Origin of the sequence: Microcoleus vaginatus FACHB-2002, assembly GCF_040004035.1 — a bacterium.
In the GTDB taxonomy this organism is placed as follows: Bacteria; Cyanobacteriota; Cyanobacteriia; order Cyanobacteriales; family Microcoleaceae; genus Microcoleus; species Microcoleus vaginatus_C.
On record NZ_JAMPLN010000051.1, the window covers coordinates 1 to 12,289 of the forward strand.

Consider the following 12,289-nt stretch of genomic DNA (forward strand, 5'->3'; position numbering starts at 1 on the left):
GCCGTTCGTTCAGTTGTCAATACTGGGAAGCGACAGGGTTTAACTGCTTATCAATCCATTCAAGAAGCTCTCTCTATTGATGGCTCCCTTTTTTCCCCTAGTTGAGCAATTACGATTATTCCTACAACCTCTTTGAAGAAAAGCTTTTTGAAGAAAAGAAGGTTTTGCAAATCGATGCTGAAAGCCTTGTTGAATCCCTCAGCAAGCTTGATGCTTATGAATTTGTCAAAGTGAAAGGGAGATTATTATTCAGCGATGTTAAACTAATCAACGAGACAATCGATGAGTTTAATAAGCTAGGAGAAGCTCTTGTTTACCTCACAAATTTTCCTAATTTGGATCAGCTAAAGCAGCAATATAGTGCTATCTCGTCCCAAGCCACAAATAGAAATGATAAAGCTTTTGCCAAGCAAACATCTAAGAGATTAGATGATCTTTCTGCCATAGCAAAGCAACTTGGAATGAACATGGATCAGGGATTTTTAGATAGACTTCGGCTTGTACTGAACTATGGTTACAAAGATCAGTTAGAGTTAAAAATATACTTATCAAATAACAGTGATGAAATATTTTTATTTAGTGCTCCACTGAAAAGAGCATTTCTCAAAGAAGAAGAGCATTTAATAGTTAGTAAATTTTCTAGATATTCAGAAAAAGAATTTTGCATTTTTGGGATGATTACACAAAGTAGAGGAAACCAGCCTGCTTTACCTGTTAAAGAGAATGCAAATCCTAAAGATATCAAGCAAGCAATTTCTCAGCTAGTTCTGGGACTTTTAAATCTAGAAAAACAATTTACGGGCAAAATCGAAAATGAAATAATGATTGATCCGATTGCTGTTTATAGAGAACTCTAGCTCCAATTCAAGCACAGCCTAACAATTCAAATGCAGCGGACGGTAGAGCCTGCTGGTAGTGAGTTCGAGGTTATCTGCCGCCGCTGACTTGAGCCGTTATCTGGCAAACGCTGCCTGACTTTGGAGATGATTGGGAAGCTCGATCAATAGTTAAGGATTTCGACGGAGATTTTCATGAACGCCTTTTGAGTCGGTACAAACCCCGTGCTTTCGCGCCGGGGAGAATACCAACAACAACTATCAAGGCAACTCAACCGAACTCGGTTTAGCAATGTGAGGCAAACCCCAGCCCAATTTTTCCCGCAAAATGTGGAAAAACTCAAAAGATTGCACCCGAATAAAGCGGGCTGGGTACTGAGCTCGCTCGACTTGCACCCAATCTTCCGGCAGAACATAACATCCGCCGTTCCCGTCTACCACCATTACCAGGCGGTTTGGACTCGCCGGCAAAATCTTGACCGGCTCAGTGTTGGAAAACACCAAAGCCCGCGAAGCCATTGAATGCGGGCAAATAGGCAGCAACTGCAACACCGGTACTCCGGGAATGATGACCGGCCCACCGGCAGAAAGGGCGTAAGCTGTCGATCCTGTGGGAGTTGCGATGATGACTCCATCAGCGGCAATGTCAATAGAGGCGTGCTGGCCGATCGCCACTTCAAAATGACACATACAAGTCAGCGGTTCCCGGTGCAGCACCATTTCATTGAGACAAAGGGCTTCCCAGAGGCAGTCGTTTTCTCGAAACAGCCGCACGGCCAGCATCGATCTTTCTTCTATTTCGTATTCTCCGGCGATTACCTTTTCCAAAGCTTGCGGCAGCAAGTTCAGGTAAGTTTCTGTTAAAAAGCCCATGTGACCGGTATTGACAGTCAGCAGCGGCACTCCAATCGGAGCGACTTGGCGAAATGCAGACAGCACCGTACCGTCGCCGCCCAAAACCACTGCAAACTCCATGTCGCTGTCAAAACCGGGGGGGACGAGTTGTTCGATCTGAGTGTGGCACAGGGGGCGATCGGGGCTAGAATAGCCCAGAATTCCTCCCGAACCAGAAACCGAGCAAACCTCCCAGCCGCGGGCAGTCAGCTTGTCTTCCAACTCTGCGGCGATGCGACAAGCCACAGGTTTAACGTCGTTGTATATAATCCCAGCTTTCGGCACTTTAAAATGTAAAGGGCATTTTTTGTTTACTCCGTTTTTTAGTCTTAAGCTGCTCGTACTCTATTTCCTTGAGCTTCTTCATAATCAGATTAAAGTATTCTTCCAGATAAGACTCCAAAGTAGTAGTTTCTTTGGGGTCGATTCCGAAGACACTGTAAACATCATCCATCGGAGCTTTCAAGGGTTTTCCGGCTGCCAAAACTTCTGAAAAAGCCAATCTGTCAGCTACGTTCCAACTCCACTGAAAGAACTTAGCAAATTGACGAGTAGCCTTCAACAAGGCGTCTGGGGTGCGCGTAATTTTGGCTTGCTTCCCTGACAGCCGTTCGCACAACCGCACGATTTCGTCAGCATCCCAAGCGCGATTTCCCACCACCGGAAAGCTTTTTTTCTCAGTTTCGGGAACGGAAAGGGCCCGGACGGCAAATTTAGCAACGTCTTGAGTGTTCATGTAGGCAAGGGCGGATGGCTTGTTGGGCAGCCAGACTGCCTGATTGTCCAAAATCGGCATTGCATACAGGCTCACCAGTCCTTGCAAAAAGCCGCAAGGTCTCAAGATTGTGTAGTCTAGACCGGATTCTGCTAAGAACAATTCGGTACAGCGCTTGATTTCCAACAAGGGGACTTGGGGATATTTCTCAGCGTCGAGAAAGGAAAAGAATATGTAACGCTTGATGCCTGCTGCTGCTGCTGCTTGGATCAGCGATACTTTTCCGTCCCAGTCTACTCTTTTGATGCTGACAGAATCGGCTGCACTCGCTGTTGCTGCATCGATAATAGCACTGACGCCTTCTAGGGCCGGAGGCAGACTCTCTGGCTGGCAAAGGTTCCCCGGTACGAGTTCAGCGCCCCATTCTTTCAAAAATGCAGCTTTTCTGTAACTTCTGACTAAACAGCGCACCTGGTAGCCCTCGTCTAGGGCGCGGCGGGCTATTTGGCGGCCGAGAGTGCCGGTGGCACCTAAAATCAATAAAGTCATCTAGGGATTAATTATGAATCTTAAACTTTCTATAAGATGGTATCAGGTTTTTGTTAAGTTTGTTATAAAAACTTAACAAAAACCTGAAATTTTCTCATTTTAGGCTTGAGATATTCGGCAGAAGGCTGGCTTTCGGCAGAAAGTAGACTCTAGAAGGCAGAAGGTAGAAGGCTTGTGAAGGATTGGTTGAAAAAAACTTATTCTTCGCGGCCTTGCAATTTGAGTAGGAGGAAGCCTCCACCTATACCCACGAAAATTAGGGAAAAGGACAAAAAGGCTGCAGTAAAAATTTCAGGATTCATGATTTGATATGTCCAATTGGGCGATCGCATTAAATAAAGATAATATAATTTGGGGCAAGCAGGTACATGAATGCTAAAATTTCAGTGCCGAAATTCCTGTATTTTGTTGGAGAAAACTGCCTTGAGTCTCGATCGGGAATCACAACTAGCTATAACTCTGGGAGATCCGGCGGGAATTGGGCCGGAAGTGATTCTCAAGGCATTGGCCGATCCCGCTGCTGGTTTGAGGGCAACGGTTATAGGTTCTAGGAGAGTTTTGCAGGAAACTTACGATAAGTTGCGATCGAGCAATCCAGCAGCACAAGCGGCAAATCCCGAAACATTAAACATTATTGATATCGAACCAGACAGCAAGTGGGGCGAAATTGTCCCCGGCGTCGGGAGTGCAGCTAGCGGGGCTGCTAGCTTTGCTTACATGGAAAGCGCGATCGCCCGTACCCTAGCCGGCGAATTCTCCGCCATCGTGACAGGCCCGATTTCCAAAACTTGCTGGCAGGCTGCCGGTTATAATTATCCCGGACAAACAGAACTCCTCGCAGAAAGAGCAAAATCGCAGCGGTTCGGAATGCTGTTTGCCGCCACATCTCCTCACAGTGGCTGGACCCTCGTAACTTTACTGGCTACGACACATATTTCCCTGCGTCAAGTCCCCGATGCGTTGAGTCCCGAATTACTGAGTGAAAAACTAGAATTACTGATAGACTGTTTGCGGGAAGATTTTGGGCTGGAAAGACCGAAAATTGCGATTTCTGGCTTAAATCCTCACAGCGGCGAAAATGGCAAACTGGGAAATGAAGAGCAAGACTGGATGATACCTTGGTTGGAAACGCAGCGCGATCGCTTTCCTCAAGTGCAGTTAGACGGGCCAGTCCCCCCCGATACCCTGTGGGTAAAACCGGCTAAAGTTTGGTACGGTTTAGCCAAGGAAGCTCACGACGGTTACTTGGCAATGTACCACGACCAGGGGTTGATTCCAGTAAAATTGATGGCTTTCGATAAAGCAGTCAACACTACAATTGGCTTGCCTTTTGTCCGCACCTCTCCGGATCACGGCACAGCTTTTGATATTGTAGGTCAGGGGATTGCAGATGCCTCCAGCATGAAGGCAGCATTGCAGTTGGCGGCTCAGTTGGCTAGTCGCAGAACAGCAGTTAAAATAAGGCGATAGCTTTAGTACGCCTGACGCTTGGAACAATTGTGTCATTCCTATTGATTTTCGCTGGGGTGAGGCGGCAAGCAAGCTGGTAATTTCCTTCGGTCGATAAAAATCACGTTTGGGTAGGGCAGTATGGCAGCATCTAATGATAATTCAGGCAAAATATATCAGTCAGAAAAAGAGGTTTCTGAGGCAACTCAGGCAAGTTCTAAAGCTGGAGAGCAACTACAGGAATTGCTAACCATACTGACTGAATTCCAGTTATTAAAAAAATCAAAAAAAGAACCAAGCGAGCTGAAGTTACCGCTTGCGGAAAAGTCTATTCAGCGATTGGAGAATGAGGAAAATAGGCGCAAACAATTGTCTTTTCGGATCGAATCACCGAGTATTGTACCCGAAGTATTAACTAACGACGAAGAGATCCCATCTCAAAGACGAGAAAACAATAATGAGGAACCCGATTTATCTATAGCCGGGAAGATAGCAAAAAAAAATCCACCGTCTGAGGAAGAGTTAGAACAAGCAGTAGAGGAGTTTAAGCGGTTGCAGCAATTGCTGTTTGAAAGGGATTTACCGGAATTTTACAGTAATGTTTTGAGCGTGGAACAAAGATTAGAAAATTTTGAGAAGTTGATGTCTCAACCCCAAGAGTTGATGACTTTACTGAAGCCGTTAATTCCTGAGTTGATGAGAGATGAATTAGAGGGGTTGAAGTCGGAATTAAAAAAGGCGAGCGAACTCGCTAGCAGCGATCAAATTAATCAGCTCGAATTGCAGACAAAAATAGCGGATTTGGAAAATAAAATTGCTAACTTCAACCAGCAGCAACTGCCGAATTCAGAACAGTTAATGCAACGGGTGATGTTGGTGGTGGGCGAGCTGCTCAAGCGTAAGGTAGAGGAGTCTAAGTTAGAGGTAGCTTCGGCGATCGCACCAAAAGTCAATCAAGTAATTCACAATCAAAACGGACTTGAAGAACAGGTAGTAAGAATTGAAGATAGAGTTGCGAATATTCAGCAGCGTTACCAGCAGCAACCGGAAGATTTAATTAAGCAGCTAGTACCAGTAGTTAGCGACTTGCTGAACCGCAAAATTAGTGAATTAAAATCCGAGATTGTAGAAGCTGTTACCCCCTCAGTACAGGTAAGAATAGCTTGGGTAGAAATAGAAGAAAAAGTATTGAGCATCATCGAACGCCGGCTGGCTACGCAAGAGTCGCCAATTCAGAAGCCAGAAGAGATAATGGCGATGCTAATGCCGGCAATAACTGATTTGCTGAATCAGAAAATTGATGAATCAAAATTACAAGTAGCAGCGGCGATCGAACCTTTGATACAATCAGCAATTCTTCAAAGAGAAGTTCAAGGAAAATTGAGCGATGTAGAAAGTAGACTAAATAATCTCCAGCGACAGCAAAAATCTCAGCCGGAAGATATAATGGCAAGGTTAATGCCGTTAATGATTGAGTCGCTGAACCGGAAAATCGAGGAGACAAAGTTAGAGGTGAGAGAGGCGATCGCACCTGGTGTCAACACGGCTATTCAAAACAGCGGTATTGCAGCACAAATATTAAATAATGAAACTAAGATTGTCGAAGTTCAGCAGCAAGTTTTAGGCGAGATAGAAGGGTTGATGGCAAGAATAATGCCAGTGATTGTAGAAATGCTGTCCCGAAACATTGGGGAAGCAAAGCTAGAGATAGAATCTGCGATCGCCCCCGCTGTCGATGCCATCATTCAGAATAAAAAGATCGAGCAAAGACTCGGCAAGATCGAACAACAGATTGTGGCGATCGAACACCGAATTTATGAATCGACAGACTTGTTTACCGATTTACTGAAACCTTTGATTGACGAGCTGATGGTTAGCCATCACGCCCAACTACAAAAGTCGGTCATCGAATCTATTTTACCATTGTTAGATGAAGTTGTAAGTTATAATTACAGACTCAACGATAAAGTAGGGGAACTCGATCGTAAAATTACTGATGCTGAATGGGGAGGCAATCGGGAAGAATTACTCGCCCGAATTAAAATCATGTTTCCCGAAATGATGCTCCAAACCATTAATGAGTCGAGACAATCATTTGCCGAAACCCTAGCTCCGATAATTGATGAAATAATTAATACCAAAACCAGAGAAAACAGGCAATCAATGGGAGTAGCCATATCCCCGGCTCTTCCTGTAGGAATCAGCCACAGAGTCAGTGAATCGCCCGATGAAATTGCAATGGCGATCGCGCCGGAAATGGCCGCCGCTATCAAACAGCAAATTCATCTCAAGCGAGAAGCAATGTCGGATGCACTTTATCCGATCATCGGTAGCACGATTTTAAAATACATCGCCGAGATGATGCGGGAAATTAATGAAAAACTCGAAGCATCTTTAAGTCCAGAGAGAATTAGTCGCAAAATTAAAGCCAAATTACAGGGCATTTCTGAAGCAGAATTGCTGATAAAAGAAACAACACCGCTGACTGTTAAAGCTGTTTTTTTAATTCAAACACAATCGGGCTTAGTAATTTCAGCAGTGCAGAAGTCTGAACGCGAACAGCTAGAATCAGACATGGTAGCGGGGATGCTGACTGCTATTCGGGCTTTTGTCAACGATTGCATCTCTCAGTCGGGAAATATTGCAGAAATTGATGCTATCGAATACGGCACATCTAAGATAGTATTGGAAGTAGCGGGTTCGTGTTATCTGGCAGTAGTGATGCAAGGAGAAACCCGCCAGTGGTTTAAGTATAAAATGAGAGCGATATTCAACAATATTGTTCAAGAATACGGAGAGCAAATTCGCTCATTTAACGGCGATCCAGCAACTGTACCACCAGAAGTAAACTCGAAATTGCAAAAATTAATCGATACAGATGTAAAAGTTAAATCTTCTAAACTTCCCATTTTACCAATTATCGGTTTGGCAGCGTTAGGTTTAATTGGCATACCTTGGGGAATTTATCAATACCGCAGCGGCGTGGAAGCCAGCTTAGAAGCAGATACGAATTTAGCATTACAATCTGCTCCAGAGTTATCGGTTTATCGTATCGCTGCGGATGTTAAAGATAAATTATTGGAGATTTCGGGACGAGTGCCCAATCAAAATCTGCGATTGAAAGCGGAAAAAATCGCTCAGCAAGTGGCTCCACAATCAAGAATTGAAAATAAAATTATAGCCGTTGAAGTACCTCCAGATCCGGTTTTAGTCGAAGCTGATGTCAAGCGGACGGCAGCTCTTTTGAATAAAGTAGAAAGCATTAATATCTCAGCTCGCTATGCAGAGGGAAAAGTCGCCGTTGCAGGCAGCGTAAGCAAAGTGCCAGATGCTCAGAAAATAACTCAAGCTTTTGAGAAAATTCCGGGGGTGAAGTCCGTAACAAATACAGTGATAATAGGAACTCCACCGCCGCCAAAGATAATAATGCCAGTTCGCGTGTATTTCGGTGCAGGTTCGGCAAGTTTGCAGGCGAAAGATGTAGCAGAAAAGCTTAGCAAAGTCAAGGAATATATGGAGAAAAATCGCACGAAGAATTTAAGGATAGTGGGCTACAGCGATTTTAAAAGCACTCCGGTAGAAAATCAAACGTTGGCACTGGAAAGGGCGAAAAATGTGAAAAATATTTTGGTTAGACAAGGGATAAATGGCAACAGAATACAAGTTGCTTCTACTAAGGGTCGTCCCGAAGGTGTGGAGGCAAATCAACCGCTGTGGCTGAGCAGATTGGTAGTGTTTGAGGTGATAAATTAAAATAGGGAATAGGGAATAGGGAATAGGGCATCGGGCATCGGGCATTGTTAATGGGGAATTTTCCCTAATGACTAATGACTTATTTCTCTTAATTTATAGTAACTGGCAAGAAGGTTAGGACATTTTATATCGCTGAAAATATTGCTATGACTGCATTTCCCTTCTTCCTTCTTCCTGACATCCGTTACATCTGTTACATCCGTCGAGCGAATCCGTTGCCGAACTTCCTTCTTCATCTTAAATTAATCTAACTCGCCCGGAGGTAAAGGCTTGTATTCGATCGCCCGCCAAGCATACTAACAAGCGGCCGCATCCATCAATGCCCGCTGCTTCTCCGCAGATGGTTTCCGACGCAAGTTCGATCGCCACCGGGCAGCCAATCAACGCATCGCGGCGGCGCAATTCCGGCAAAAGTAGGGCTAAACCCGACTTGGAGGCTGGCTTGTCTGTGGTAGAAAACATATCGGCTAGTTCGAGTAAATAGTGTCGCAGTCGATCGACCAAACACAGTTCATCTGGTACTGTACTAGCAATAGAATGCAAGCTTACCGCATTGCCGAGATCCCTTTCATCCAATCCCGCAGCCGCGAAATCTACGCAGCGGTTGAGTCCAATTCCCACAACGGCGCGAGTTTTGCCAGAAACATTGCCCGAAGTGGCTTCGCAGAGAATTCCCGCTAATTTCTGGCGATCGATCCAGACATCGTTTGGCCATTTCAGGCGCAGCATATCGCGACAGTCGGGAACCAAATCTTCGATCGCGTAAATCACCGCTAAACCGGCTGCTAAACTGAGCCCGGGCAACAGAGTGGGGTTGAGGTTGTCGAGAACAAAACTAACAGTCAAGACACCGCCTGGGGCGTGCCAGGTGCGCCCGTGTTGGCCGCGCCCGCTGGTTTGTCGCCTAGTAAATACTACATCTCCGTGGTGGAGCTGGGTCGCGCGGGCGATCGCCCAACTGTTGGTACTGGGACAGGTATCCAAAGAGTGTAGCCAGTGAGGGAGGTTTGGGCGATCGGGTTCTGTGGATGCGGGCACGGGAGTTAAGGGCAATTCAGACAAGGTTTGATTTGTAGTATTTGATATTTAAAAGCTGATTATCGCATTTTCCAGAAGTGCCATCTCGCGCAACGGCGAGAATTCAGAGACATTGGAGTGTAGTACAGTTTCAGCATCAGATTTACCTTACGCCACAACATCATTTGAGCCGCAAAACCTCTTGATTTATAAGGGTTTTGGGGGACGTAGAGGGTTGGTTGGAGCGATCGACACCCCTTTAAAAAACCCAATTTTAAAAAAAGTTGTATTACCCCCTTGACAGTCTTGTATTATGCAATGTAGTATAAATGTATGGCGAAGGGGAAAGAGCTTCAAAGCTTTACCCCACGAGCAATATGAACCTTGACAACTGAATAGGAAGTTAATCATGTCACATAATTGTGGACATCGGCGGTGTAGACTCCGGCAACAATAGCCCGATCGGGTTGTAGTACGCGGAATCAACCGCCACCCTGTCCCAACTTGAGTAATTCAAGGACAGAATATTGTTCATTTTCGCGGGGGTATAGCTCAACCGGTCAGAGCAGTCGCCTGTCGAGCGAAAGGTTGCGAGTTCAAGTCTCGTTACTCCCGTCAAAGTCCCGTAGGCAAAAGTCAAGCCGTCTCCACCTCAAGGAGAAGATTGCGAGTGCAAACCTCGTCGGGACTCCCAGGTTAGGTGGCCGAGTGGTTGAAGGCGTCGGTCTGCAAAACCGAATTGCGCGGGTTCAAATCCCGCCCTAACCTCTGTTCCCAATCAGAAATTAAAAATTAGAAATTAAAAGATTAAACTAACAGTCTTTTAATTGATTTTTTTAACTTTGAAAAGGAACGAAGCGAAAGTGACATTGCAGCGTAGCTTAATGGTAAAGCGCCAAGTTCATACCTTGGTCAATGCGGGTTCAAATCCCGCCGCTGCCACCAAAAGCAGGGATGGTGTAACTGGCAACACTCGGGTCTCCAAAACCAGCATTCTGAGTTCAAATCTCAGTTCCTGTGCCAATTTATAGTGCTGTAGGCAAATGGTTTAAGCCGCTTGGTTTTCACCCAAGTGATTGCGGGTTCAACTCCCGTCAGCACTTCCAAACTGGGTCGGCCCTCCTATTGGCGTGGGTAGCTGTCTGTAAAACAGTAGCTTAAAGCGTTGCTGGTTCAATTCCAGCCCGACCCATTTGTAACTGTATTTAATATGCAGTTGCAATTTTGAGAACGTGGTGTAGCCGGATAACATCTCAGTTAATAAAACTGAAGATTGAGGGTTCAAATCCCTCCGTTCTCGCTCGCTGTGGAGAGGTGGCCGAGTGGCTTAAGGCGCTTTCCTGCTAAGAAAGAGCGGTTTAACAGCCGTCGAGGGTTCAAATCCCTCCTTCTCCGTTTTCCCCCGATAGCTCAGTTGGTAGAGTGCTTGTGTGAAGAACAAGAGGTCGTCAGTTCGATACTGACTTGGGGGATTGCGTTGCCTTATAGCTCAATGGTAGAGCAAGCGGTTGTTAACCGCTAGGTTGTAGGTTCGAGTCCTACTGGGGCAGCCATTTTTTAAATTGCCGAGTGGACGAAAGGCAAGTCGCATGGCCCTGAACCATGAAGTTGCAGGTTCAACCCCTGCCTCGGCACCCAATTATTGGGAAGTCGCCTAATCGGTATGGCACCGCTCTTTGAAAGCGGAAAAATGCAGGTTCGATCCCTGCCTTCCCAGTTCTGCTATTACCAAAGCAGATCGATTACACTCCTGTAGCCCAATTGGCAGAGGCCGCAATTTCAAAAATTGTGTTGTGTGAGTTCAAATCTCACCAGGAGTACCAAATTTTTAACTAAGTTTTTACTTGCTCCTGTGGCGGAATTGGCAGACGCGGCAGACTTAAAATCTGTTTTATTTTGAGTGTGAGTTCGAGTCTCACTAGGAGCATGAACGGGATGTAATTCAGCGGCCAGAAGCCATGCTTTGGGAGCATGGAGTCGTTGGTTCAAATCCAACCATCCCGACTTTACCCCTGTGATGTAATTGGAAAACATCACTCGCTCAGAACGAGTGTTTTTTGCAGGTTCAAGTCCTGTCAGGGGTATTTGGCTAACCACCAATTTCTGCTATTTGCTCTCGTGGCGGAACGGCAGACGCGCTAGGTCGAGAGCCTAGTTTTTTACAGGTTCAAATCCTGTCGAGAGCATGAATTCTTAATAAATATAGGAGGAAGTTACAGTGTTTAGAAAAGTTTAGGAAAAAAGTACGCGCGACGCAGCTATCCCCTAGGGAATCGCCAACTGAAACTTTGCCCCTGTAGCCCAATCGGTAGAGGCGCTAGATTTAGGATCTAGTTAGTGCTGGTTCGATGCCAGTCAGGGGTATTTGGTGACATCGCGGGTGAAGTAGCCTGGGTAGGCTTGGAGGTCTCATAAGCCTCTTAATAGCAGGTTCAACTCCTGCCCCCGCCACCAAAAATGCAGGTGTGATGTAATTGGCAACATGAGGTTCTTGTAAAGCTTTCTTGCGAGTTCAAATCTCGCCATCTGCTTGGCGCGCTGGTGTAGCTCAATTAGGCAGAGCAACTGATTTGTAATCAGTCGGTTGTAGGTTCAATTCCTATCACCAGCCCCACAATTGCGGATATGGTGTAACGGTAGCATTCGAGTCTTCCAAACTCTAGGCACGAGTTCGATCCTCGTTATCCGCTTGGCTAAACGAGAGGTTTTTTCAATCCAAAATCTCAAATTTCAAATCTCAAATCGGTTTGCGGGTGTGATGTAAAGGCTAGCATCTGAGTATGCCATTCTCAGCGCATGGGTTCGAGTCCCATCATCCGCTTTTGTAGTCCTGAGCTTCGATGGTAGAGCGTTTGCCTTACAAGCAGACGCGGGGTAATCTCCTGTCAGGACTACCAATTTAGGGGAGTGTAGCTCAATGGATAGAGCGCCGCGCTTCGGACGCGGATGTTGTGGGTTCAAGTCCTGCCACTCTCGTTGTTTTTGCTTTAATTTAAGGAGGTTGATTCCATTGAATGGATAATTTTTTATATTAAGAGCGATCGCCCTTTGCGTGTCCCAATCTTTGGAGCCTACA

At 45.8% G+C, this 12,289-nt stretch carries 8 protein-coding genes and 24 tRNA genes; 27 read left to right on the plus strand and 5 right to left on the minus strand.

All coding sequences use genetic code 11. From position 1 onward, the window contains the following. Positions 1-101: 101 nt before the first annotated feature. Positions 102-857, plus strand: a complete 756-nt coding sequence (locus tag NDI35_RS26820) for a DUF6414 family protein (RefSeq protein WP_445315397.1) — start codon at positions 102-104, stop codon at positions 855-857. A gap of 240 nt (positions 858-1,097) precedes the next feature. On the opposite strand, the gene NDI35_RS26825 is transcribed toward NDI35_RS26820, so the two are convergent. The 3 genes from NDI35_RS26825 to petM all read right to left on the minus strand — a co-directional run bounded on the left by NDI35_RS26825 (position 1,098) and on the right by petM (position 3,326). After that, positions 1,098-2,015: an NAD(+) kinase gene (locus tag NDI35_RS26825; RefSeq protein ID WP_190657000.1), complete on the minus strand. Its 918-nt coding sequence runs from the start codon at positions 2,013-2,015 to the stop codon at positions 1,098-1,100. Between the two features lies 1 nt (position 2,016). Beyond that, positions 2,017-2,994, minus strand: a complete 978-nt coding sequence (locus NDI35_RS26830; protein ID WP_445315398.1) for an NmrA family NAD(P)-binding protein — start codon at positions 2,992-2,994, stop codon at positions 2,017-2,019. Between the two features lie 197 nt (positions 2,995-3,191). After that, positions 3,192-3,326 (minus strand): cytochrome b6-f complex subunit PetM, encoded by a 135-nt coding sequence (gene petM / locus NDI35_RS26835; RefSeq protein WP_445315399.1) that lies wholly within the window; start codon positions 3,324-3,326, stop codon positions 3,192-3,194. Between the two features lie 40 nt (positions 3,327-3,366). On the opposite strand from petM, the gene pdxA reads away from it, so the two are divergent. Further along, on the plus strand, positions 3,367-4,464 hold the full coding sequence (gene pdxA / locus NDI35_RS26840) for a 4-hydroxythreonine-4-phosphate dehydrogenase PdxA (RefSeq protein WP_445315400.1): 1,098 nt from the start codon (positions 3,367-3,369) through the stop codon (positions 4,462-4,464). A 120-nt stretch (positions 4,465-4,584) separates the two neighbouring features. Beyond that, positions 4,585-8,196 (plus strand): OmpA family protein, encoded by a 3,612-nt coding sequence (locus NDI35_RS26845; protein WP_445315401.1) that lies wholly within the window; start codon positions 4,585-4,587, stop codon positions 8,194-8,196. A gap of 71 nt (positions 8,197-8,267) precedes the next feature. Here NDI35_RS26845 and NDI35_RS26850 read toward each other — a convergent pair whose 3' ends face one another. Next, positions 8,268-8,432 (minus strand): hypothetical protein, encoded by a 165-nt coding sequence (locus NDI35_RS26850; protein ID WP_445315402.1) that lies wholly within the window; start codon positions 8,430-8,432, stop codon positions 8,268-8,270. Position 8,433: 1 nt separating this feature from the next. Beyond that, positions 8,434-9,258, minus strand: coding sequence for a biotin--[acetyl-CoA-carboxylase] ligase (locus NDI35_RS26855; RefSeq protein WP_445315403.1), 825 nt, complete (start codon positions 9,256-9,258; stop codon positions 8,434-8,436). A gap of 496 nt (positions 9,259-9,754) precedes the next feature. Between NDI35_RS26855 and NDI35_RS26860 the strand changes: the two genes are divergently transcribed. The 24 genes from NDI35_RS26860 to NDI35_RS26975 all read left to right on the plus strand — a co-directional run bounded on the left by NDI35_RS26860 (position 9,755) and on the right by NDI35_RS26975 (position 12,189). Next, a tRNA-Asp gene (locus NDI35_RS26860) sits at positions 9,755-9,828 on the plus strand. Positions 9,829-9,907: 79 nt separating this feature from the next. Beyond that, positions 9,908-9,981, plus strand: a tRNA-Cys gene (locus tag NDI35_RS26865). A 102-nt stretch (positions 9,982-10,083) separates the two neighbouring features. Next, a tRNA-Met gene (locus NDI35_RS26870) sits at positions 10,084-10,158 on the plus strand. Positions 10,159-10,161: 3 nt separating this feature from the next. Further along, positions 10,162-10,236: transfer RNA gene (locus NDI35_RS26875), tRNA-Trp, on the plus strand. Between the two features lie 6 nt (positions 10,237-10,242). Further along, positions 10,243-10,319 (plus strand) — tRNA-Glu (locus tag NDI35_RS26880). Positions 10,320-10,323: 4 nt separating this feature from the next. Then, positions 10,324-10,405, plus strand: a tRNA-Tyr gene (locus NDI35_RS26885). Between the two features lie 34 nt (positions 10,406-10,439). Then, a tRNA-Tyr gene (locus NDI35_RS26890) sits at positions 10,440-10,513 on the plus strand. Positions 10,514-10,521: 8 nt separating this feature from the next. Then, positions 10,522-10,608 (plus strand) — tRNA-Ser (locus NDI35_RS26895). A 4-nt stretch (positions 10,609-10,612) separates the two neighbouring features. Beyond that, positions 10,613-10,685 (plus strand) — tRNA-Phe (locus NDI35_RS26900). A 6-nt stretch (positions 10,686-10,691) separates the two neighbouring features. After that, positions 10,692-10,766: transfer RNA gene (locus tag NDI35_RS26905), tRNA-Asn, on the plus strand. Between the two features lie 10 nt (positions 10,767-10,776). Next, positions 10,777-10,851 (plus strand) — tRNA-Gln (locus NDI35_RS26910). Positions 10,852-10,856: 5 nt separating this feature from the next. Beyond that, positions 10,857-10,930: transfer RNA gene (locus NDI35_RS26915), tRNA-Gln, on the plus strand. Between the two features lie 29 nt (positions 10,931-10,959). Next, a tRNA-Leu gene (locus NDI35_RS26920) sits at positions 10,960-11,036 on the plus strand. Between the two features lie 23 nt (positions 11,037-11,059). Next, positions 11,060-11,140: transfer RNA gene (locus NDI35_RS26925), tRNA-Leu, on the plus strand. Between the two features lie 4 nt (positions 11,141-11,144). Beyond that, positions 11,145-11,217: transfer RNA gene (locus tag NDI35_RS26930), tRNA-Pro, on the plus strand. Between the two features lie 4 nt (positions 11,218-11,221). Further along, positions 11,222-11,297: transfer RNA gene (locus tag NDI35_RS26935), tRNA-Leu, on the plus strand. Between the two features lie 28 nt (positions 11,298-11,325). Beyond that, positions 11,326-11,399 (plus strand) — tRNA-Leu (locus NDI35_RS26940). Between the two features lie 104 nt (positions 11,400-11,503). Next, positions 11,504-11,577, plus strand: a tRNA-Leu gene (locus NDI35_RS26945). 95 nt (positions 11,578-11,672) lie between these two features. Beyond that, positions 11,673-11,744 (plus strand) — tRNA-Thr (locus NDI35_RS26950). Between the two features lie 6 nt (positions 11,745-11,750). After that, positions 11,751-11,827: transfer RNA gene (locus NDI35_RS26955), tRNA-Thr, on the plus strand. 5 nt (positions 11,828-11,832) lie between these two features. Next, positions 11,833-11,903: transfer RNA gene (locus NDI35_RS26960), tRNA-Gly, on the plus strand. A 59-nt stretch (positions 11,904-11,962) separates the two neighbouring features. Next, positions 11,963-12,034 (plus strand) — tRNA-Gly (locus tag NDI35_RS26965). 5 nt (positions 12,035-12,039) lie between these two features. Continuing rightward, a tRNA-Val gene (locus NDI35_RS26970) sits at positions 12,040-12,110 on the plus strand. Between the two features lie 6 nt (positions 12,111-12,116). After that, positions 12,117-12,189: transfer RNA gene (locus tag NDI35_RS26975), tRNA-Arg, on the plus strand. Positions 12,190-12,289 lie beyond the last annotated feature (100 nt).

Excerpts from the sequence above, each read along its gene's own strand:
- pdxA (WP_445315400.1), top strand. The coding sequence starts at position 3,367 with ATGCTAAAATTTCAGTGCCGAAATTCCTGTATTTTGTTGGAGAAAACT.
- petM (WP_445315399.1), bottom strand. The coding sequence starts at position 3,326 with ATGCGATCGCCCAATTGGACATATCAAATCATGAATCCTGAAATTTTT.
- NDI35_RS26830 (WP_445315398.1), bottom strand. The coding sequence starts at position 2,994 with ATGACTTTATTGATTTTAGGTGCCACCGGCACTCTCGGCCGCCAAATA.
- NDI35_RS26845 (WP_445315401.1), top strand. The coding sequence starts at position 4,585 with ATGGCAGCATCTAATGATAATTCAGGCAAAATATATCAGTCAGAAAAA.
- NDI35_RS26850 (WP_445315402.1), bottom strand. The coding sequence starts at position 8,432 with ATGAAGAAGGAAGTTCGGCAACGGATTCGCTCGACGGATGTAACAGAT.